The organism is Tannerella forsythia 92A2, from assembly GCF_000238215.1.
Taxonomy (GTDB): Bacteria; Bacteroidota; Bacteroidia; order Bacteroidales; family Tannerellaceae; genus Tannerella; species Tannerella forsythia.
This window is the reverse complement of the sequence record NC_016610.1, coordinates 2,121,035-2,142,799: the sequence shown is the minus strand read 5'-3', so window position 1 is coordinate 2,142,799 and position 21,765 is coordinate 2,121,035. Positions and strand designations below refer to the sequence as shown.

The window sequence follows — 21,765 nt, the reverse complement described above, 5'->3', positions numbered from 1 at the left end:
TAACCGCTTTTTACTTATGAGCAGTCATACGTCGGCTTCGGCATGAAATGCTTTCACGAGTCGGTTTTTCGCCTCTTTCTTTTTTTCGTATGATCGGAAGGATCGATCAGTGAGCTCAGGCCGTATTTGCGACAATACTCGTTGATAATTTCCAGAAAGCGATCGCCGTATTTCTGTGTCTTAATCTTTCCGAATCCTTTGACACCCATCAATTCCTCGGGTGTTTGAGGACGCATGTTGCATAATTCGATCAATGTTTTCGTAGCGGCTACGAGATAAGCCGGTGCGCCGGTTTCTTCGCACAACTCTTTCCGTAAGCCGGCCAGCAGCCTGAACAATTCCTGATGCTCCGTTTCCGTCTTCAACTCTTTATGGGCTGCCGCGTACGCGTTGACGGGGCCGGGAGGAGCGGTAAATGTAGCTTTCAGTTCGAAGTAGCGGGTTATGGAAAAACCATCGCCTATCCCCCCAATCAGATGTTTTTTATAGGCCAGACGAGTAAGGATCGTCGTCAGGGCATCGTTATAGTCACGTGCCGACGCACGGCTATCGGTGCGGGCGGGCGATTTCTCCCCTTCGGCGATGAGCGACGTCAAATGCGTAGCAAAATAATCCGAAGCAGCTTTGATGCGTTCGTTTGTCCGTTGAGTATCGGAGGTATGAAGAAGGTATTGCAGCTGTTTGCGGAACGTGGTTGTCACCCGGTTCAGGCGGTCGGTCTGATCCATCATCCGGCTGATGAAAGGAAGCGTTTCGTCATTGAAGGCGTTCTTCTCGTTAACGGTTTGTTCATAGAACCTTCGCATTTCGTAGACCATATCGCTGAAATTGAAGATATCAAACAACACCTGTTCATTGTAACGTTCTTTAAAAACATTGATTTGCGCCTCCAACTCGCGGGCCGAAGGTTTTTGCTGCACATAGCGGACGATGTGTCTGTCGACCTGCAAAGCCTGCGTGTTGAGGGGTGAAGAGAGGACGATGCCCTCGAGCGAGCGACAGCGACTGAGCGCCACATAGATCTGTCCCGGAGCAAACGCGGCCTGCGCATCGATGACGACCCGATCGAACGTAAGTCCCTGGCTTTTATGAATTGTAATAGCCCAGGCCAGCCGTAGCGGATATTGCGTATAGCTGCCGAGCTTATGCTCTTCGATCTGGTTCGTCTCTTTGTTGACGGTGTAATGAATATTTTGCCATGTTTCCCGCTTGACCTCGATCGGTTCATCGTCGGGATCGGTTTTTACCCGGATATGCTCTTCATCGATGTCGGTAACCACCCCGATTTTTCCGTTGTAGTAGCGGCGGGGAGTCTCCATATCGTTGGCGATAAACATCACACGTGCACCCTTCTTTAACTTCAATCGTTCGTCGTTCGGGAAACTTTTCTCCGGAAAATCGCCCTGTACCTGCGCATCAAAGTAAAAAATATCCCGGTCGATTTTGTCCAGTTCCTCATAATTGATACGGTCTGCTTTGGCATTGTGCGTCGTCAGCGTAATATAGCCGTCTTCGTTTGAAGGGCGGAAGTCGGCGATGTAACGGCTGTTAAGGCATTGTTCGCCTGCTTCCGTCAGGCAGTTATTGCGCACTTCGTTGAGCAGGGAGATAAACTGTTCGTTCGTTTGCCGGAAGACACGATCCAGTTCGATAAAAACGGGAGGCTGTTGCCGGATAACCTTGCTCTGAAAGAAATAAGGCCCTTCGTAGAACTGTAAGAGCAGTTGCCGTTCTTCGTCCGGCACGACCGGAGAGAGCTGATACATGTCGCCGATATAAACAACCTGTACGCCGCCGAACGGTTCGTTGGCGCGATAACGGAAATGGCGCAACATGGTATCGACGGCATCGAGCAGATCGGCACGCACCATACTGATTTCGTCGATGACGAGAAGCTCCAGCTCTTGCAGTACTTTTCGGCGGGCAGTCGTAAGTTTACTTTTCGCAATCAGGTTTTTCCGTCCCTGCGGGATCGGGGCGAACGGGGTGAAGGGCAGTTGAAAGAACGAATGGATCGTGACGCCTCCGGCGTTGATCGCCGCCACTCCCGTAGGGGCAATGACGGCCATCTGCTTCTGCGTATGCTCACGGAGATGCTTCAGAAAAGTCGTCTTGCCGGTCCCGGCCTTGCCGGTCAGAAAAACGGGACAGGCCGTTTGCTCGACGAACTTTTCAGCCAAAGCGTAAATGTCGACAGATGAGTTGGGATTCATACAGAAAGGTAGGGATTGATGCAGATTTATTATGTCGTCCGATTGTATTTTCACTTTGCAAATTTAGATAAAATCCTCGAGATTTTACACCGGGCAGATAAAAACACAAGGCCGACGCTCTGTTTTCTGTCCCCTCCTTTGCGTGTTCTTAGCCACAATTTTACTATCTTGGAGGAAAAAAATTAAAAAAAATAATTATGAACAGAACTCGAACAGTTGCCGGCCTTGATGTGCACAAAGATAGCATCTATCTCTGTATTATGGGGTATGACCAGGCCATTATTTGGGAAAATACTTATGGAGTGCTTACTCCGGACTTGCGTCAGATGCATCATGACATGAGAGCCCATGGTGTCACCGAAGCAGCTATGGAGAGCACGGCCGTCTATTGGGTTCCGGTATGGAACGAACTCTGCGAATCGATGGAACTCAGATTGGTGAATCCCTATTTCATCAAGCAGCTTCCCGGCAGGAAAAGTGACGTGAAGGATGCCCGATGGATCGCGGAGTGTCTTCTGAAAAATCTCATCAAGGGAAGCTTCGTTCCCGAGCCCATCGTTCAGGATATGCGCAAATTGAACCGCCGTATCATGGACCTGTGCGAAGATACGACCTACAACAGCAACAAACTCGACGCAGCTTTGCAAAGATGCGGTTTTAGGCTCAGCAATTACGTGGCTACCACCAAAAGCAAAAGCTATCGGTCTGTACTCAAAGCGATAATCGACGGACAGACCGATCCTGATGAACTCCTCAGGCTTGTGCATGGACGCATACTCAACAAACATGGACGTGAGAGAGTGAAAGCCGCGCTGACAGGCTCGTTCTCAGAAACTGACCTGATTGTTCTCAGACAATTGAAGGAAACACTCGACCTGATCGAAGAACAGACGGCGTACTGTCAGCAAGAACTCGTCCGGCTCTGCAAAGAACATTACCCCAAACCATACGAACGCCTGCAAACCATCCCCGGTGTCAAGGAACGCGCAGCCACGGCAATCATTGCGGAAACAGGTGTTGATATGAAGATGTTCGCTACGGCGGCAAGCCTTGTGGGATGGTGCGGTCTGAAACCGCGTAACGATGTAAGCAACGGGCGTTTCAAAAGCAGAAAAGTGACACACGGAAACAGATACCCTCAGACAAATATTGATCGAAATTGCATGGGCGGCATCACGAACCCGAAACTGTTTCTTCTCTCATTTCAGCTACCTCCAAACTACCGTCAAGAAAAAGAACAAAATGAAGATCCAGGTGGCCATCGCCCGGAAAATACTCGTTGCCGTATGGCACATGCTCTCCAAAGAAGAGGATTTCATTGACATTTATCTCAAAAGGCAGGAAGAGTTGAAAAGAACAGAAGGACAAATCAAACTGCTTGAATCGTATATGGCCGATTAGCCATTTGATATACCTTTCGGTGCCACGTAATTACCTTTGTGGTGCACAAAGTAGCCCGTTTCGCAAATTTACAGATACACCGGAAGGAGTCGGACACCGGCATAAGCTACCCAAGCTTGTAGAGGAAAGTAACATACTTATATTCGCAATCTCCGAGACACACCGACCGTCACGGAGCCAACAGTCGTGTGTTATAGTCACCCAAACAACCGAATTTGGGAGGGATTGAGCAGCAATCTAAGCAAACTCACAAAATACGTTTTAGAGGAAAGGTACATAAAAAGCTCACCCCCCTGTCTTTGGTAACATAAAAAACGCCGATGAATCGTTTTGAAAGAGAAAAGTGGAGGTGTATTTGAGTAATTTGCTCATTATCTAACTTGGAAAATTGTTATATCTTTGCACCGTAAAGAACAAATAAACAGGAACGGTCAATGAAAGGCAGAGGCAGACAGACACTATCGATAACGCTACGGACGGACGCGCACGCCGCAACGAACCGTGTCTCGCACCCTGACACCCGACCGATAACGCCTCAATTTACCCCCCCCTATTTACATTTATTAACACCTACATAATAACTCCTTATGTCTCCGTATGTCACATGCGGAGCAACGGACGTTGCGCATCTTTTCATCATACGCGGCCGACATCTGTCATTCGGCCGCCACCAAGGTGGACGAAGCCGACATCGTGATCAACAACCCCTCGGAGCTGATGATCATCATCCCCGCCCTCCCCGCCGGGACGTACCAGTTGGAAGTAACGACGCAGTATTCGATGGGGAAGCAATGGTTGAAAGAACCTCGGACAAGCGTGTTCGAGAAGACATTAACGGTTAAATAATCAGTCCGGCATATTAGGGCGTCTAATAAGCACGTATTAGGATGCCTAATAAACACGTATTAGGGCGGCGCATACGTACCTGTCAAATTATGTCAGGCTTTCAGCCCTTGTGCCCATGCGAGCTAACCCCTTCGGGGCGTTGAGGGGTTTAGGTGTTGAATTGTTGGCTGATTGCTGACAGCTGTAAGAGCCCTGAAAGGGCGTAATAATTCAGCCCAATGCGTAGCGAAGCGAAGCGTTGGGAAAACAGGGCGACCCCCTCGGCGGAGGGCTGAAAGCCTGACATAATTCAATGGTTAATGGTTAATTGTCAATTGTTATGTGCCCGAACGCAGAGGGACATCCCCCCCTCCCCCCCTTCAAAGGGGGAAAGAGCGAAGCGCAGCGCACGAAGCCTTGACCTTTGGGTTACTTTTGGGTCAAGCCAAAAGTAACGGAAAGAACGCTCTGAACAATAAAAGAAACGAATAACAAATAGTGAATAATGAAAAATGATTATTAACATCAAATTGTACAAAACTGTGAGAATGAAAATTTTTACTTTGATCATCGGGCTGATGACAGCCCTTGGCGCTGCGGCGCAAAACAGCGGAACCACCGGACCGCTGAACTGGAGCTACGACTCCGGCACCAAAACCCTCGCCATCACCGGAACGGGCGCCATGCCGGACTTTAATAATGCAAGCGAAATACCTTGGCATTCTCTCCAAAGCAAGATCCAAACCGTAACGATCGGCGACGGTGTGACCTCCGTAGGAAATAATGCCTTTTCAGATTGCGCGCTGACAAGCGTCACGCTTCCGAACAGCCTCACCGCGATCGGAGATCACGCCTTTAAAGGTTGCTCGGGGCTGACAAGTATCACCATTCCGAACAGCGTAACCACGATCGGAGAGTGGGCCTTTAAAGGTTGCTCGGGGCTGACAAGCATCACGCTTCCGAACAGCCTCACCGCGATCGGACAGAGCGCCCTTAGCGGTTGTACGGGGCTAACAAGCATCACCATTCCGAACAGCGTAACCACGATCGGAGAGTGGGCCTTTTTCGGTTGCTCGGGGCTGACAAGCATCACGTTTCCGAACAGCCTCACCGCGATCGGAGAGAGCGCCTTTTACGGTTGCGGGGCGCTGACAAGCATCACGCTGCCCGACGCCCTCACCACGATCGGAGAGAGCGCCTTTAAAGGTTGCTCGGGGCTGAAAAGCATCACGTTTCCGAACAGCCTCACCACGATCGGAGAGAGCGCCTTTTACGATTGCGGGGCGCTGACAAGCATCACGCTGCCCGACGCCCTCACCACGATCGGACGGAGCGCCTTTTACGGTTGCTCGGGGCTGAAAAGCATCACGTTTCCGAACAGCCTCACCACGATCGGAGAGAGCGCCTTTTACAATTGCGGGTCGCTGACAAGCATCACCATTCCGAACAGCGTAACCACGATCGGACGGAGCGCCTTTTACGGTTGCTCGGGGCTGAAAAGCATCACGCTGCCCGACGGCCTCACCACGATCGAAGAGAGAGCCTTTTACAATTGCGGGGTGCTGACAAGCATCACCATTCCGAACAGCGTAGCCACGATCGGAGAGAGCGCCTTTTACGGTTGCTCGGGGCTGAAAAGCATCACGCTGCCCGACGGCCTCACCACGATCGAATGGGGCGCCTTTTACAATTGCGGGGCGCTGACAAGCATCACCATTCCGAACAGCGTAGCCACGATCGGAGAGAGCGCCTTTTACGGTTGCGGGGCGCTGAAGGACGTGACCGTAGCGTGGGATACGCCGATCGACATCCAAAGAGATGTATTTAGGGAACTTACACTCAGTGGAATTCGGCTGCATGTGCCCGCCGGCAAGAAGACCGTTTACGAAGCGAAGGACGTATGGAAAGAATTCAATATCGTGGAGGATGACGACTTCGGCGGGCTGCAATGGAACTACGACGCCGCCACCAAAACCCTCACCATCACCAATCCCACGCCCGATACACCGAAGCCGATGCCGAACTTTGCCACCCCGAACGACCAGCTTTGGGGGGCTTTCCAAAAAGAGATCCAAAAAATAACGATCGGAGACGGTGTGACCTCCGTCGGAGATTTCGCTTTTAGCGGGTGCGACGCGCTGAAAAGCATCACGCTTCCGAAGAGCGTGACCACGATCGGACAGAGCGCCTTTAGCGGTTGCTGGGACCTGAGAAGCCTCACGCTGCCCGACGGCGTGAACACGATTGGAGAGAAGGCCTTTTATGATTGCTTGGAGCTGACAAGCATCACGATCCCGAAGAGCGTAACCGCGATCGGACAGGAGACCTTTCACTATTGTGTCTCGCTGACAAGCCTCACGCTGCCCGACGCCCTCACCGCGATCGGAAAGAAGGCCTTTTACAGTTGCAATGCGCTGACAAGCGTCACGTTTCCGAAGAGTATAACCACAATCGGAGAGAATGCCTTTGATGGTTGCACGGCGCTGAAGGATCTGACCGTAGCGTGGAAGGATAATGCATCGATCCCCGACATCGGTTCGAAGGATGTCTTTAAATATCTCACGCCTCAGAATATCAAGCTGCATGTGCCCGCCGGCAAGAAGGCCGTTTACGAAGCAAAGGACGTATGGAAAGAATTCCAGATCGTAGAGCTCCCCCTGATACCCGCCCTCTCTGTGACTCCAAAAACGCTCTCCTTCGTTGACGCCGGCGGAACGAAGCCGATCACCGTCAACGCAAACGGAGCATGGACCGCCCGGTGCGACGCGTCGTGGCTCACACTCTCCGCACTCTCGGGCACGGACGACGGCACAATCACCGTCACCGCCCCGATCTACGAAGACGAGCAGCCCCGCACGGCCAAGATCATCTTCGCCTCCGGCGCGCTGAAAGAAACGGTTACCGTCACGCAAAACCCCAAACCCGGGCCCGCCTTCGTCGCGCTCGATTATACGGAACTTACGCTGCCCGAGGGCGCCTCGCAACGCCTCGTCGTCACGACCTATCCCAAAGACGCGGATATCAACCGCGACGTGAAATGGTATTCCTCGAACAATGACATCGCGACCGTGAGCAGAGACGGTACCGTCACCGCCCTCGCGCCCGGACGGGCCGATATTACCGTCGTGGCCAACGTCGGCGGACAGCAGACGGCCTGCCGCGTGCGCGTCGTACCGGCCGAACAGATGGTTTCCGTCACGTCGGGAGGCGATAACACGTTACGATTGGCCTTAGTGGCACCCTCCGATGCCGACTTTACGCTCTCGTTCGACGTCGATCTGCCCGAAGGCTTCGCCCTCGACGCGAAGAAGACCGCACCCGATGCGTCGCTGGCAGCCGGCTATGCCGTCACCGTGACCGGCAAGCGCGTGGAGATGAAACCCAACGGTCTGCGCTCGGGCGGCACGATGGAGAAACGCAACCTGCTGACGTTCGCCTGCACGGCCGCGCCCGGCACGTCGAAAGGAACCTACAAAGCCGCGCTGCGTAACTTCACATTCACGCCTACGGCAGGCTACGCGCTGCAAAACATCACGGTGCCGTTCACGTTCACTCACACCGTGGCCAATCAAACGATCGACGGCCTGCGCGTCTACGCCGCCGACGGTGCGCTGCGCCTCACCCTGCCCACGCCCGAGACGGTACATATATATAATGTAGTAGGTTCGCTCGTTCGCACGATGAACGCCTCCGCCGGCGACCATGTTCTTCCGCTGTCCTCGGGCATGTATGTGGTGCGCGTAGGAGAACGGGTAACCAAAATTCTTATAAAGTGAAAAGTGAAAAGTAGTCAACAGTAATTAATGTTGTCAATGTAGGGGCGAACCTTGTGTTCGCCCTTTTTTTGTGTGATGTCCGAACGCGTAAATCAATGACGAATTACGAATTACGAACGCCATCCTTTGTCATTCCGAACGTAGTGAGGAATCCCGTGGGGAAAAGAATGAGATTCTTCGCTTCGCTCTGAATGACAAATTAATGGTTAATTGTTAATTGTCAATGGTTAATTGTTATGCGTGGTACACGCCAAATCATGTATTTAGAAAATAACCATTGACCATTCATTTCGGCGTTCGTCCATGGGCCTCGGGCGGTGAGCCGACGGAGCAGCGAGCAGGACGAAAGAAAATCAGGCTGTCCGAAGCGAAGCAAGTTACCTGATTTTCCGACCTGCAAGCGTCGCGAAGGCGTGTGAAGCGCACGAAGCCTTGACCTTTGGGTTACTTTTGGGTCAAGCCAAAAGTAACAGAAAGAGTGCTCTGAATGACAAATTAATTGTTAATTGTCAATGGTTAATTGTTATGCGTGGTACACGCCGAATCATGAAATTAATTGTTAATTGTCAATTGTCAATGGTTATGCGTGGTACACGCCGAATCATGTACCTGGTATAACAATTAACCATTGACAATTGAATTATGTTATGCCGTGTAGGGGCGAACCTTGTGTTCGCCCTTTTTTTGTGTGATGCCGGGTTATCCGAACGCAAATTTCGCAAATGACACAAATGGACGTAATTCAATTGTCAATGGTCAATTGTTAATTGTTATGCGTGGTACACGGAATCCGAACGCACCACCCTTTGTCATTCCGAACGCCACCCTTTGTCATTCCGAACATCGTGAGGAATCTCGCCTCGAACGCCCTCGGCGTTCGTCCTTCGGCCTCGGGCGGTGAGCCGACGGAGCAGTGAGCGGGGCGAAAGAAAATCAGGCTGTCCGAAGCGAAGCGAGTTACCTGATTTTCCGACCCGCGAGCGTCGCGAGGGCGTGTGAAGCGCACGAAGCCTTGACCTTTGGGTTACTTTTGGGTCAAGCCAAAAGTAACAGAAAAGAGATTCTTCGCTGACGCTCTGAATGACAAAAGACCGAACGCAAATTTCGCAAATGGCGCAAATAACCGCCTTTGTCATTCCGAACACCGTGAGGAATCTCGCGAGGGAAAGGAAAAGAGATTCTTCGCTTCGCTCTGAATGACAAATTAATTGTTAATTGTCAATGGTTAATTGTTATGCGTGGTACACGCCGAATCATGTACCTGGTATGACAATTGACAATTAACCATTAACAATTGAATTATGTTATGCCGTGTAGGGGCGAACCTTGTGTTCGCCCCTACACGGCATAACATAATTCAAACAAACATCCGAAGGACTGTTTCTTACCCCGCTTTTTGCGGAGGCTCGCGGTACGTGAATCCTTTTTTTTATGTACTTTTGTGCTTCGTAAAAGATTGTTGAACAGAACATGGAAACTGCTCTTTATCTGATTCCGGTCACCCTGGGCGAAACGGAACACTACAAGGTGCTACCGGCGTATAATCGCGAGGTGATTCTTGGTATCCGCCATTTTGTGGTGGAGAACATACGCACGGCGCGCCGGTTTCTGAAGAAAACGGAACCGTCGCTGATGATCGACGAGTTGCATTTCTACGAATTGAACAAACACACGTCGCCGCACATGGTAGCCGGGTACCTGACACCGCTGGCCGCGGGCGAGTCGGTCGGGATAATCTCCGAAGCGGGCTGTCCGGCGGTGGCCGATCCCGGGGCTGATATCGTAGCCATCGCGCAGCGCAAAGGGTATAAGGTCGTTCCCCTCGTTGGACCTTCTTCTATTCTGTTGACAATCATGGGCTCCGGATTCAACGGACAGAGCTTTGCCTTTCACGGCTATCTGCCCATCGATGCGGCGCAACGCGCAGCACGGATCAAAGCATTGGAAGCGCGCATCTATTCCGAGAACCAGACGCAACTCTTTATCGAAACGCCTTACCGAAACGGCAAGCTACTGGAGGAGTTGGTGCGAATATGCAGGCCGTCGACCCGATTGTGCGTAGCCTCGAACCTCTCGTGCGAAGACGAAATGATACGCACGAAGCCCGTAAAAGAATGGGGCAAAAACGCACCCGACCTGAACAAAAAACCGACCGTTTTCGCACTCTACAAATAAGGAATCTTTCACTTTCAGCAAATGGAATATCAGGCACATGAAACAGCCGTTATCGACGGAGGATCCAGCATCGGACAGGGAACGAGAATCTGGCACTTTTCACACATCATGTCCGGCTGCACGATCGGCCGTGACTGCACGATCGGGCAAAACGTCGTCATCTCGCCGGGAGTATGTCTGGGCAATGGGGTCAAGGTGCAGAATAATGTCTCGGTCTATACCGGCGTGACGTGTGAAGACGACGTTTTTCTGGGACCGAGCTGCGTATTTACGAACGTTATTAATCCGCGTAGCGCCGTCTCCCGCAAGCATGAATTCCGGCCGACTCGTGTAGAGAAAGGAGCGTCCATCGGAGCGAATGCGACCGTCGTATGCGGGTGCGTCATCGGCGCCTATGCGCTGATCGGAGCAGGTGCGGTGGTAACGAAAGATGTACCGCCTTACGCGCTGGTGGTAGGTAATCCGGCACGTCAGACGGGCTGGGTGAGCGAATACGGTCATCGTCTCGACTTCGATGACAAAGGACTGGCCGTCTGTCCCGAAAGTCATCAAACCTATCGGTTAACCGACGGAAAAGTTACACGAGAATCTTAACGCCCGTCCTACTTCAACCATTGCAGCAGGGGCAGACTGACGGTGAAGCCCACGGCATCGTAACGGCCGTTATTAAATCCGGCAAAAACACCGATCCGTCCGGCTTCCGAAAAGCCGACGGAGTACCCTGCCTCACTGTAATTCCGCCCCGGAATCCAGAGTGAATGCACGTGTAACGCTTCATCAAAAAGATAGTTTTGCATAAAACGTATATGCTTGAGGAGCAAATAATCGGAAGAGAACATCAGATGTCCCTGCAACCATTTGTCATTCGCCGCATAACGATAGTGATCAATCAAGTTGAAAGCCGTTTGCATCGGACGATCGACAACATACAGCTCACGGGTGATGAAGTGCTTAAAATCGGGCAAATAGAGTCTCTCTGCCGACGGAAAAATACCGGCATCGACTCCATAAAAGAATCGATTGAAAAGGTTCAGTTTGACGGTCTGCAGCACACTGGCCGAGAGCATCGTAAATGAGGCATTCCGTGTATCTCCGAACGGGATACCTTGCCGATAATAAAAGCTAAAAGTCGGATAGTCGGAATACGCGTAGATTTTCCGCCCCTCCTGAATCCGATAATAATAGCGCGGCGTATACCGCAACTGTATACCGGCGATCCAAGCCGTATGATCAGGCATCGGAACCGAAGTATATCCGTGAGGGAGATTGGAATGCGGAGCCTCTCCGAAGATACGATAAGATGTATGGTTCTCGAGGGTTGACCGCCGTTCGTAATGCATCGTCGCCGACAGGCGCAGTCCGTTCGTCACATCAATGCGATGCGTAACGTCGGCAAACCGCATACGATACAGCTTGGTACTATTCGCGGCAAACAACAACGACGCAAAGGAGTTAATCAATCGGTTCGTACCGTTCTTACCCGCATAATCTTCCGTGATATCTCCACCCGAGAGTTCAAGTTCTCCATGCCGTATGGGATCGTAACGAAACGCCGTATTCACTTGCCAAACAAGCGCCTTACGAGCTGTTGTGTAATAAACCTCCGGAGAGAAAGTAATTGATCTATCGAGAGGAAGATCATTTGAAGAGGAAGAGATGACGACTTCGCCCGAAGCGCCTTTCGGCTTCTTTCGCGTAAAGTCCATCTCGAAAGTAAGGCGCTGTCCGATCCAAAAGCCGTCGACAAAATTGTATTCCGGTACTGCCCGGAGCAGACCGCCATATCCAAGCCTTGCCCGCTTGCCCAACTTGATCTTCTCACCCATCAACGATGCCGACATCCATTTCCCGAACGTTCGCCCTTTCAGCGAATCGCTTTGGTTCTCTTTCCGGATTTCATTTTTCAGACTGTCCTTCCATCGGTAGCTGAGGATTTCATCTGTCTGCAACGGCTGCGTACGTATTTTCTTCCAGTAGTTGGTATCACGTAGCAGGGTCAGCGAATCGCGCGTAATACGAACGGTGGAGTCCCACGATTGAAGTTGAAGACTTTTTCTTTTTTCTTTGATTTCGGGTGTCTCGGCAGCGTCCTGCATCAATTGTGCCATCCTGTAAGCGTCGCGGGTCGTCAGTTCCTCCTTGGCTGCCAACTCCTCCAGTTTTTTACGGGCTTTCAACTGTTTCTTCGTCGTTCGTTTCGTTGCGGGCAACACCGACTGTACAGGGAGCATCGGCTGAATGGTCTGCGCTTGTTTCTCGTTCACATCGACCTGTCGATATTGAACCGAAGAATAGTATTTCCCTTCGACCTTTATGCCGAGCATATTGATCTTCATACTCATATCATAGGCCGTGGGCAACCACACATCGGGTTTGACTTCATGAAACGACACATGATTACGCAAACTCACTCCCATCTGTTTAACGGTGAAATCGATATGTTGCAGATTCCATGTACCGTCCAGAATATAAAGCCATCCGTTCACCAACTGCGTGTTGTTCTTCTTCGGTAAAACCCTGATTTTATTGATTACCCGATTCCCTTCGGTCGTGACGCCTTCCAACACGAATTTGTAGTACGTGAAAGCTCCCGGAGCCAATGGTGAGGTTACGCCGAACAGTTCGGGGGCGTACACGTTGCTGGTCACGACATTCATCGCCATTTTTTCATCGTCGAACTCGGCAGGAATCGACGAAGACAATGCGACGACTTTCTGGTCGTAGGTATTCGGCGCTTTAAATTTCACCTCATTTTGCGACTCCATCAGAAAGAGCTTATTCGAGAGGTTCTTTATCTTCGTCTTCTGCTCCCCGATAAGGACAGAGCCCAAAGACGGCAGCTTACCCGTTTTGAGAGTCCCTTTGATATAGACATCCGCCTGATAAGCTTTAACCTGAAAACGATAAAAAGGAGCATGTGCAATTGCCTTGCGCATAATGGCATATGCAGGGTCCTCCCCTCTCCCATCGACAACGACTTCCCCCAATGAATACGCTTTCTGTTGCAACGTTATTCGCAGAGGCGTTTCGGAGTCGGAAATGGTAAACGGAAGGATTTGTTTTTCGTATCCGAGAGCCGAAAATTCCCCCACATAACGCCCTTGCTCCAAATGCGACACAAACTCACCTTGCTCATTGGCGACAATGCCTAATGCAATCTCACGAATATAAACCGTTGCGTACGAGACAGGTCGTCCCTCAGTATCGGTAATCGTTCCCTTTAAACTTTGCGCCTGTGAAAAAACGGCCGAAAAACATAGCCCCACCAAAGGAAAGAGAAGAAGAAGTTTTCGCATATCACATGCCAACTGCTCCACTCTTTACACGGCTTTAAGGCTCATGTCAAGACTTTGGATAGAATGAGTCAGTGCCCCTACCGAGATATAGTCTACTCCGCATTCGGCATAATCGCGTAGCGTGTCGAATGTAATGCCTCCTGACGACTCCGTTTCATAACGACCTCCGATACGCCGTACCGCCTCACGAGTATCCGACGGACTGAAATTATCGAGCATGATGCGATCTACTCCTCCGACCTTCATTACTTCGTCCAATTCTTTGAAGTTGCGGACTTCAATCTCAATCTTGAGTTTTTTCCTCTTTTCTTCCAGATAGCTCTGTGCCCGTGTAATGGCCTGCTCGATCCCTCCGGCGAAATCGACATGATTGTCTTTCAGCAGGATCATATCGAACAACCCGATACGATGATTGACTCCCCCTCCGATACGTACCGCCTCCTTCTCAAGCATGCGCATGCCCGGAGTTGTTTTGCGCGTATCCAACACCCGGGTCTTCGTGCCTTCAAGCGCTTTCACGTATCGGCGCGTCGTCGTAGCAATGCCGCTCATACGTTGCATCACGTTCAATACCAAGCGCTCTGTTTGTAGAAGAGACTGCACCCTGCCTTCGACCGTAAACGCAATATCTCCTCTCTTCACTTCGGCCCCATCGCAGATAAAAATATCCATCCGCATATCGGGATCGAAATGCTTGAAAATACGTTGCGCCATTTCTACACCGGCCAACACACCGGATTCTTTAATAATCAACTGACTCTTACCCATCTCGGTCGAGGGAATGCAACACAGGGTCGTATGGTCGCCATCGCCGATGTCTTCGGCGAAAGCGAGCGTAATCAGTTCGTCAATCAGTTGGTCTGCACTTTTCATTTGAATAATCCTGTCTCTTGCACTTATTCGATACGTATCGACTGAATAAGTGGTTTACCTTCTTTCACTATATACGTAATATTTACACGAAATTCTTTCGTCGATGTCTGCAACTTCCCGACAATAAACCCGCAGTCGCTTTTATCGGCATGATGTGCGACGGTAAATCCGGACGGTTTATTGGATTGAAAGAACTGAGTAAGAACAGCCGTCGCATCAGCTCCGCTACCTTTTTGCGAAACATTAGGGACCGCAATATCTACTTCCGAGTTCATATTATTCGCTAACATTGTGGCATCACCATTCTTAAATGCGTTAGATACCAGCGTAATGTCTACAGCTTGCATACTCAAAACAGAGAGAGCACATACGAATATAAAAACCAATTTTCTCATTGCTGTTTCCTCCTTACTTTAATATTCTTAATTACAAAAGTATCTATTATTTTCAAAGTCGGGCGTTAAAAATGGAAAAAACGCTCCCAAAATAAGTTTAGAACGCTTTCCATCAGCAGATTGCATTCGGTTAGTTTTTTTTATGGATTTACAGTAAAAAATATGTCTTATCTTTACTCGGTCAAATTAGAATCGAATGAATATTGTACTTCTCACAGTCGGTAAAACGGAAGCTTCTTTTTGGAAAGAGGCTTTGGCAGAGTATCAGCGGCGCTTGCAGCATTATGTACCATTTGAATTACAAGCACTCCCAGAGGTAAAAAATACAAAAAATCTGACGATGTCACAACAAAAAACGCAGGAAGGAGTTTTAATACGGAAAGCAATGCAGGCCGGCGATTGGTTTGTGTTATTGGACGAGCAAGGAAAAGAATATACGTCGATGCAGTTTGCAGCTTATTTGGAAAAGAAAATACAAATCGTATCGAGGCGTCTTGTATTTGTCATCGGCGGACCGTATGGCTTCAGTGATGAGGTATATCAAATGGCCTCCGAGCGTTTATCGCTCAGTAAGATGACTTTCTCACATCAAATGATTCGTCCGATATTTGTCGAACAGCTTTATCGAGCAATGACCATCCTCCGTGGTGAACCGTATCATCATCCGTAGGAAACTGTAGAAATAAATGAAAATTGCAATTTTAGGGACTCGTGGTATCCCGAATAATTATGGAGGATTCGAACAGTTCGCCGAATATTTATCTGTGGGATTGGTAGAAAAAGGTCATGACGTGACAGTCTATTCTCCTCACTTCCATGATTACAAAGAACCTGTTTATAAAGGCGTCCGAATAAAGCATATATGTAGTCCCGAACATGTGATGGGCAGTTCTTTCGGAAGTTTTTTCTATGATTATGCCTGTTTGAAAGATGCCTTGAAAGAAAAAGACAAGTTTGATATCTTATACGAGCTTGGATACACAAGTGTCGTCCCCTCCTATATATGGTTCAATGTAAAAAAGTTAAAAACTCTTGTTCTTATTACGAATATGGATGGTTTAGAACACCGGAGGCCAAAGTTTAATCGATGGGTACGTTGTTTTTTACGCTGGGAAGAAAAAATGGCAATCCGGTATAGCTCACATATTGTAACTGATAACAAGGCAATTCATGATTACCATTTGGCTAAATATGGAAAAGAGAGTAAATTTTTAGCTTATGGTGCATGTATGAACAGGCACTATCGGGAACAATATCTCCATGAGTTTAATTTGACCGCCGGGAATTACCTGCTGGTGATTGCCCGGATGGAACCTGAAAACAATATCGAGATGATCATTAAAGGATATCTTGAAAGTAATCTGAGAGATAAGCCGTTAATAATTGTCGGCAGAATCAAAACATCTCATGGCAAGTATCTGGTTAACAAGTATCGTCAATCTGCAGGGATACGTTTTATAAACGGCATATATGATTTCGAGAAGTTATGTGCGTTACGACATTTTTCTTATCTTTATTTTCACGGACACAGTGTAGGCGGAACGAATCCATCCCTATTGGAAGCCATGGCTTCCGGATGTTTCATTGCCGCACATGATAATGAATTTAATCGCTCGATCTTGAAAGAAAATGCTCTTTTTTTTCATCATCAGGAAGATATTTCTCGAATATTGAGCAATATGTCAACATTGAGCCCCACCACAAAAAACAGGATTATTGCTTGTAACTTGAAAGTAACTCAAAATGGCTATTCATGGGAGAAACTGATCAACGATTATGAGGCATACTTCTTAAGGCTATTATCAGAGAACCGTTTATAAAGAGCGGTATAATGAGCTTATTCTATGGATATGCTCATCTAAAGAGAATGTGTTTTCCTTAGATAAGATCGTTTTATTATACGCTGACAAGATAGACTCATCGCTTAAAATCCATTTGAGTTTACTGTTTAATTCCTCGGGAGTGTGAAAAATGAATCTTTCATCATATGTCTTAACGATATCTTTTGCCCCCACCGTTGCTGAAACCATCACAGGGACGCCGAACGAGAGAGCTTCTAATACGACTAATCCAAATGTTTCATAACATAAAGACGGTACGATCAACATATCCATACCGAAGAAGATCTCTGCCAATTGTTCTTGTTTGTATGCGCCACAATAGACGATACGGTCACAATCGGCATCAATGCCTGTACGATTCCCCCAAGCGCTTAGTTTCCAATTATGAATTCCTTCTTTCTGTAATGCCGTACATACCTCTTTTAGTAAGGGAAAACCTTTGTAAGGCGACAAGCTCCCAATAAAGCCCAATCGAAAGAGGGAACGATCAAAACATTTGATTACTTTCCGGTCAATGATTGCAGCGTGAGAAATTGGGAGGATTGCAAAATTTCGGATTTCCGGCAGATAAGAACAATAGACGTTTTGAGAAACCGTACTATTGAAGTGAAACAGGTCGATTAACCCATAGATAGATTGATAGTAATCAAACATATCGGCATAATCTTCCGTTTTAAGATCACACTTTTTTTTTCGCACGAGAGTTTCTCTTTTTGTGGGCATACCGTGCGGTAGATATTTTTTTAAATAGGCCAGTCCTTTAAGATTTCGAATACGCAGGAAGATGTCGCTCGGAGCATCCTGGTTGCATGTTGCGCAAAGAGAAGGGGAATGACGGGTACATACGTTGCCTGAATGATCTACAAAATTCACTTTGGGACATAATCCGAAATAATCGTGTGTTGAGAAAACAATCTTAACTCCTTTCCTTTTCAGATAAAGAAGCAACTCATAAGGTAACCCCATCAAGGTATGAAGATGAAAGATCTCAGGCTGTGTTTGTGCATAAAACCGGTCTAATTTTTCCTCAGATAATGTATTCGTGTTTCGCGTAATGCTTGCCGGCGATTTAACCCCATGCAAAAGAGGAACAATCGATGGATTCTTGATTTCATATACCTTGACCTTTCCGTAAGAGCGGCGTCTTACGATATGTCTTTTTGTGTTGATAAGACTGATATCGCCGGGGTATAATAAGCTAATTTGATCTTCCGGGTTTTTGCTCTGGGCTTGCATCAGATCAGAGGTGTAACGGGTCAGTCCTCCACTGCGATAAGGAAATAAGCCTAAGGTGTAGTGCAGGATGCGCATGTAGGTTCTCTGTATTTTATGATTTTTGCCGGCACTCCTCCAATGATACAGTTTGCCGGAAATTGGGTTGTCACAACTGCTCCGGCAGCTATCACACACCCATCACCGACAGAAACCCCGTCTAAGATGGTAACTTTCGCTCCTGTCCAGCAATTCCGGCCAATAGAAATACCCTGATGTGTAACACCTTGGAATCTGACAGGAGGCTCCACGTCTGAGAATATATGGTTTTCAGCATGCAAACTGACATAATTCCCGAATATGGTATCATCTCCAATCGTTATCCCTCCGGCACAGCCCCAAAATCCGTGTGTCCCTAAACCCATATTGTTACTTAGAAGATCTGATTACTCACACGTAAGCATCATATCGTCATATAACTTATTAAATATTTGAATTCGCTTATCCCATCTGAAATTTTGCGCACACCGGGTCACTCCTTCCGCCAGCGTTTTGAATTGTTCCGGATGCTCCATAAAAAACATTATATGCCGGCTGATATCCGAAACGATTTGTTTCGACGAATCAGTTGGGATTCGAATCCCACACTTATTACAAATAACATCGTGCATCCCGCAATGATCTAATGACATCGTAGGGACACCATACGACATCGCCTCCCATATTGTTGTAGGGTTTCCTTCCGACAAACTGGTAATAATATGTAAATGTGAAATATTGAACAAATTAAAAACTTTTTCCCGATTAATCTGTCCGTGCCATTGGAGAAAATGCTGAATCTTCTTTTTTGAGGCAAATTTTTCCATCTTGTTTTTCAAGCAACCGTCACCTACAATATGTACCATCACAGGACTGTCGGGAGGCAGTCGAACCAGAGCTTTTAACAAGAGAATTAATGCTTTATTGGCATCAATCCGACCAATCCAGATAATGTGCAACTTTGATCTGTTAAATTTATCGGGATTAGCGTGATGAATTTCTCCCACAATCCCATTTTCAGGCAGCCAATAACTTTTTACATGATGAATCTTTTCTATTTTTTGTTGATTGGCCATCGTGGCCGTCAGGAGTACATCACATCTTCTCAATGCCTTTTTAATGCGTGGCGAAAGGTGTAATTGCACTTGATTGGCCAAAGTGCGGCATAAAAGTTTAACTTTGCCGGAAATGGAACTTACGCTTCCCCATAACCGGAAAGGTATATCGTTCGTTCCTCCGATAGGCCCCCAAATATAAGGGAGCTTTATCTTCCATAGATAGCCGGGTTCCCGATAACCAATAGGGCTTATATAATGAATGAGATCGATTTGTTCTTCTTTTAATATTTCTTCCACCTTCTTATATACAGATTTATGCCATTGTTTATATGCAAGATAAAAGGTATATACCAAAATCCCCTTTTTATTGAAATAGTTGATCCAGTTTGTTGATTTTTTAGCTTTTACAAAGACAAATCGGGTATTGGGCAAAGGGTTTTTCTGCATATATGTCTCCAACTCCCCCGTATCTCCAAGATGATCTCCGGACGTACCATACAGCACTGTGAGTTGGTGATACTGGCTCATATGTGTTATATAATTCCATGCGACCGAATATTCTGATCCTCTTATCGGTGAGATGGCATAAGCTAAAACCAAAATATGTTTCATTTCCAGACATGTAAATAGGCAAGACATTTCTCCTTCCAGCTCCAACGATGGGTAAAAAGCGTAAGCCGAAGTATCCCCATCAAAGTCCTGAAGCCAAGTTTGGATACTCCTCCATAATGCTTCGCTATGTAACGGTTAAAACTTTCTTGAGCGATCAGAAAGCGCCTAAAAGTAAGCCTTTTTGAGGCAAAGCTCCCTCCTTCCAAATGAATGATGCGAACTTCAGGAAGTATAATACGTTTTAATCCAAGCAAGTCCATCCGTTTCTGTAAATCAACCTCCTCATAATACATAAAAAATTCAGGATCAAAGCCGTTTAATCGTTCAAACGTAGCTTTGCGGATAAACAGGTCCGCTCCGGAAATAAAGTCGACAGAAACAGGTTGAGAAGGAACAGTAGGAATCGTCGGACGATGGAACAATTTATTTAAAACATATTTCACCTCTGTTTGAGGAGATGGAAAGCGACTGTATGAAAAAGAGACTTGCCCTTGTTCGTTCAGCAATATTCCGCCCACCGCTCCAACTTCTTTATTCCTTTCCATATAATTAAAAAAGAAATGGATTGCGTTATTTAACAGGAGGGTATCTGAGTTAAGAAAAAAGAGATATTTTCCCCGGGCTTCCAAGGCTCCCTTATTATTGGCCTTCCCAAAACCCAGATTCCGATCGGAAGAGATTACTCTGACCCCTGCAAAATGCGTTTTTATATGCGCGACACTACCATCCGTCGACGCATTATCTACCACGATAATTTCGTAGTTGACATCTCTTGTATGCATCCGTATGGAATGCAGACAGTCACACGTCATTTGTCTCGTGTTGTAATTTACGATGATTACAGATACGTCCATCAAAATCTAATTTATACTGCAGAGATAGTCCGCAAGCAATCCACAAAATGACACTTTCCGGATTAAATATTCCTGTGATCGAAACATTCGTAACATATAATCCCAATGCGGAAATGATCGGAAAGGATTTCCAGAAGGGGAACGTCCCATCATCCTGTGATAAATCTCTATCTTTTCCTTTTAAAGATAAACGAAGGAGTAGCAAACCGAAAAGAATATAGACAGTCATGCCTATCCATCCGGTTTTTAGAAGGATATACGGATAACCGTTATGCATAATCGGAATGTGGCGTATATTCAGCGGGGTATACGATCCCATATCTACCGTGGCACCAAAGCCTTGTCCGCCTAATCGTTCTTCAAAATTTCCTTTTCTGATCGTTCTCATCGTCATATAAGCTTCATGTCCCCTGTAATTTTCATTGATTTCAATTACATTCTCTGCCGGTTGGATCGTTATCTCTTCGGGGGCCTTCAATAAAGCTTCAGCAAAACGACTTTGAGGATTTGACAAAAGAAATACCGATAAGATAAGTCCCCCAAAAACAAGATACAGTAAAATATAATGTTTCCGATGCTGGAACTTTACGTATAACATCATAGATAAACTAATGACAAAAACGAGCAAATCGGTTCGTGATGCGGAAAGATATAAGGATAACAAATTAATCAACAAGAGCCCCATCCATGCTCGAAAGTTTGAAAAAAGTACAGCTCCGAAGAACAGCTTATCGCATAAAAGAATAATGGCAGCCACACCCGTGGCCGCAAAGCCTGTGACAGAAAGAGACTCACGTGCTTCTCTGGGAGCTGTAAGCGCCGTATATCCATAGTTATTAAACATATAAAAGATAAGGTATAGAGAGCACATGCTTCCCACCCAAGCAATTGCACGTAAGGAATCCATCCGATCATAACGTCTCGCGATCATACTTCCTAATAACAGGTATAGTATAGGATTCAAAAAATAATACATATCTTTAAACACCTCATAAAATGCATACCGAAACAAGCCATTTATAATTCCAATAATCACCGGAAGAAGCAATACATGCGATAATTTGATGATTCGTCGATCCGGACGAATGTATAACGAAAGAATGAATATCATGATTTGTATGGCAGTTAGCAGATTATTGTTTTTTGCTAAAGGTGCAAGACAGATCAATAAGATAATGATCGTTAGCCTTAGTTG

The 21,765-nt window shown here is 47.3% G+C and carries 16 protein-coding genes and 1 pseudogene; 7 read left to right on the top strand and 10 right to left on the bottom strand.

What is annotated here, in order from left to right; all coding sequences use genetic code 11:
* Positions 1 to 53: 53 nt before the first annotated feature.
* The gene (locus BFO_RS08730) at positions 54 to 2,213 is read right to left on the bottom strand and encodes an HRDC domain-containing protein (RefSeq protein ID WP_014225325.1); all 2,160 of its coding nucleotides are present in this window, start codon (positions 2,211 to 2,213) and stop codon (positions 54 to 56) included.
* 197 nt (positions 2,214 to 2,410) lie between these two features.
* Between BFO_RS08730 and BFO_RS14095 the strand changes: the two are divergent.
* The 3 genes and pseudogenes from BFO_RS14095 to bspA all read left to right on the top strand — a co-directional run bounded on the left by BFO_RS14095 (position 2,411) and on the right by bspA (position 8,215).
* Positions 2,411 to 3,614, top strand: a pseudogene (locus BFO_RS14095) (IS110 family RNA-guided transposase).
* A gap of 597 nt (positions 3,615 to 4,211) precedes the next feature.
* Positions 4,212 to 4,460 (top strand): DUF4469 domain-containing protein, encoded by a 249-nt coding sequence (locus BFO_RS08720; RefSeq protein ID WP_041590823.1) that lies wholly within the window; start codon positions 4,212 to 4,214, stop codon positions 4,458 to 4,460.
* A gap of 521 nt (positions 4,461 to 4,981) precedes the next feature.
* Positions 4,982 to 8,215 carry a leucine-rich-repeat family virulence factor BspA gene (gene bspA, locus BFO_RS14480; protein ID WP_157755308.1) on the top strand — a complete coding sequence of 1,078 codons (3,234 nt, stop codon included), beginning with the start codon at positions 4,982 to 4,984 and terminating at the stop codon, positions 8,213 to 8,215.
* 763 nt (positions 8,216 to 8,978) lie between these two features.
* Here bspA and BFO_RS15640 read toward each other — a convergent pair.
* Complete coding sequence (locus tag BFO_RS15640) at positions 8,979 to 9,221, bottom strand: hypothetical protein (RefSeq protein ID WP_157755307.1); 243 nt, start codon at positions 9,219 to 9,221, stop codon at positions 8,979 to 8,981.
* A 464-nt stretch (positions 9,222 to 9,685) separates the two neighbouring features.
* Here BFO_RS15640 and BFO_RS08710 point away from each other — a divergent pair, with 464 nt between their 5' ends.
* Positions 9,686 to 10,390, top strand: a complete 705-nt coding sequence (locus tag BFO_RS08710; protein ID WP_014225319.1) for an SAM-dependent methyltransferase — start codon at positions 9,686 to 9,688, stop codon at positions 10,388 to 10,390.
* A gap of 21 nt (positions 10,391 to 10,411) precedes the next feature.
* On the top strand, positions 10,412 to 10,984 hold the full coding sequence (locus tag BFO_RS08705) for an acyltransferase (RefSeq protein WP_014225318.1): 573 nt from the start codon (positions 10,412 to 10,414) through the stop codon (positions 10,982 to 10,984).
* Between the two features lie 8 nt (positions 10,985 to 10,992).
* Here BFO_RS08705 and BFO_RS08700 read toward each other — a convergent pair whose 3' ends face one another.
* The 3 genes from BFO_RS08700 to BFO_RS08690 are packed head-to-tail and all read right to left on the bottom strand — an operon-like array spanning position 10,993 to position 14,954.
* Positions 10,993 to 13,707, bottom strand: coding sequence for a DUF5686 and carboxypeptidase regulatory-like domain-containing protein (locus BFO_RS08700; RefSeq protein WP_157755306.1), 2,715 nt, complete (start codon positions 13,705 to 13,707; stop codon positions 10,993 to 10,995).
* 3 nt (positions 13,708 to 13,710) lie between these two features.
* Positions 13,711 to 14,559: a carboxylating nicotinate-nucleotide diphosphorylase gene (gene nadC, locus BFO_RS08695; protein ID WP_014225316.1), complete on the bottom strand. Its 849-nt coding sequence runs from the start codon at positions 14,557 to 14,559 to the stop codon at positions 13,711 to 13,713.
* 23 nt (positions 14,560 to 14,582) lie between these two features.
* Positions 14,583 to 14,954 (bottom strand): DUF4783 domain-containing protein, encoded by a 372-nt coding sequence (locus tag BFO_RS08690; RefSeq protein WP_041590822.1) that lies wholly within the window; start codon positions 14,952 to 14,954, stop codon positions 14,583 to 14,585.
* A 196-nt stretch (positions 14,955 to 15,150) separates the two neighbouring features.
* Between BFO_RS08690 and rlmH the strand changes: the two genes are divergently transcribed.
* Together rlmH and BFO_RS08680 are read left to right on the top strand one after the other, a co-directional pair.
* The gene (gene rlmH / locus BFO_RS08685) at positions 15,151 to 15,624 is read left to right on the top strand and encodes a 23S rRNA (pseudouridine(1915)-N(3))-methyltransferase RlmH (protein WP_014225314.1); all 474 of its coding nucleotides are present in this window, start codon (positions 15,151 to 15,153) and stop codon (positions 15,622 to 15,624) included.
* Positions 15,625 to 15,640: 16 nt separating this feature from the next.
* A complete protein-coding gene (locus BFO_RS08680) occupies positions 15,641 to 16,774 on the top strand; it encodes a DUF1972 domain-containing protein (RefSeq protein ID WP_014225313.1) in 1,134 nt (377 codons plus the stop codon).
* Here BFO_RS08680 and BFO_RS08675 read toward each other — a convergent pair.
* The 5 genes from BFO_RS08675 to BFO_RS08660 are packed head-to-tail and all read right to left on the bottom strand — an operon-like array spanning position 16,769 to position 21,414.
* Positions 16,769 to 18,106 (bottom strand): glycosyltransferase, encoded by a 1,338-nt coding sequence (locus BFO_RS08675; protein WP_014225312.1) that lies wholly within the window; start codon positions 18,104 to 18,106, stop codon positions 16,769 to 16,771. The genes BFO_RS08680 and BFO_RS08675 overlap by 6 nt on opposite strands.
* Complete coding sequence (locus BFO_RS15015; RefSeq protein ID WP_074449949.1) at positions 18,082 to 18,432, bottom strand: acyltransferase; 351 nt, start codon at positions 18,430 to 18,432, stop codon at positions 18,082 to 18,084. Before BFO_RS15015 ends, BFO_RS08675 begins: the two co-directional genes overlap by 25 nt.
* A 21-nt stretch (positions 18,433 to 18,453) precedes the next feature.
* Complete coding sequence (locus tag BFO_RS08670) at positions 18,454 to 19,716, bottom strand: glycosyltransferase (protein ID WP_041590821.1); 1,263 nt, start codon at positions 19,714 to 19,716, stop codon at positions 18,454 to 18,456.
* On the bottom strand, positions 19,713 to 20,528 hold the full coding sequence (locus BFO_RS14090; protein ID WP_244262964.1) for a glycosyltransferase family 2 protein: 816 nt from the start codon (positions 20,526 to 20,528) through the stop codon (positions 19,713 to 19,715). The genes BFO_RS08670 and BFO_RS14090 overlap by 4 nt, the downstream gene beginning before the upstream one ends.
* Positions 20,518 to 21,414 carry a hypothetical protein gene (locus tag BFO_RS08660; RefSeq protein ID WP_167536508.1) on the bottom strand — a complete coding sequence of 299 codons (897 nt, stop codon included), beginning with the start codon at positions 21,412 to 21,414 and terminating at the stop codon, positions 20,518 to 20,520. The genes BFO_RS14090 and BFO_RS08660 overlap by 11 nt, the downstream gene beginning before the upstream one ends.
* Positions 21,415 to 21,765 lie beyond the last annotated feature (351 nt).

What these genes read in the sequence shown, in the direction of transcription:
- nadC (WP_014225316.1), bottom strand. Translation starts at nt 14,559, where the DNA reads ATGAAAAGTGCAGACCAACTGATTGACGAACTGATTACGCTCGCTTTC.
- BFO_RS08690 (WP_041590822.1), bottom strand. Translation starts at nt 14,954, where the DNA reads ATGAGAAAATTGGTTTTTATATTCGTATGTGCTCTCTCTGTTTTGAGT.
- rlmH (WP_014225314.1), top strand. Translation starts at nt 15,151, where the DNA reads ATGAATATTGTACTTCTCACAGTCGGTAAAACGGAAGCTTCTTTTTGG.
- BFO_RS08680 (WP_014225313.1), top strand. Translation starts at nt 15,641, where the DNA reads ATGAAAATTGCAATTTTAGGGACTCGTGGTATCCCGAATAATTATGGA.
- BFO_RS08730 (WP_014225325.1), bottom strand. Translation starts at nt 2,213, where the DNA reads ATGAATCCCAACTCATCTGTCGACATTTACGCTTTGGCTGAAAAGTTC.
- BFO_RS08660 (WP_167536508.1), bottom strand. Translation starts at nt 21,414, where the DNA reads ATGTTTAATAACTATGGATATACGGCGCTTACAGCTCCCAGAGAAGCA.
- BFO_RS14090 (WP_244262964.1), bottom strand. Translation starts at nt 20,528, where the DNA reads ATGACGTGTGACTGTCTGCATTCCATACGGATGCATACAAGAGATGTC.
- BFO_RS08670 (WP_041590821.1), bottom strand. Translation starts at nt 19,716, where the DNA reads ATGAAACATATTTTGGTTTTAGCTTATGCCATCTCACCGATAAGAGGA.
- BFO_RS08675 (WP_014225312.1), bottom strand. Translation starts at nt 18,106, where the DNA reads ATGCGCATCCTGCACTACACCTTAGGCTTATTTCCTTATCGCAGTGGA.
- BFO_RS08705 (WP_014225318.1), top strand. Translation starts at nt 10,412, where the DNA reads ATGGAATATCAGGCACATGAAACAGCCGTTATCGACGGAGGATCCAGC.
- BFO_RS08710 (WP_014225319.1), top strand. Translation starts at nt 9,686, where the DNA reads ATGGAAACTGCTCTTTATCTGATTCCGGTCACCCTGGGCGAAACGGAA.
- BFO_RS15015 (WP_074449949.1), bottom strand. Translation starts at nt 18,432, where the DNA reads ATGGGTTTAGGGACACACGGATTTTGGGGCTGTGCCGGAGGGATAACG.
- BFO_RS08720 (WP_041590823.1), top strand. Translation starts at nt 4,212, where the DNA reads ATGTCACATGCGGAGCAACGGACGTTGCGCATCTTTTCATCATACGCG.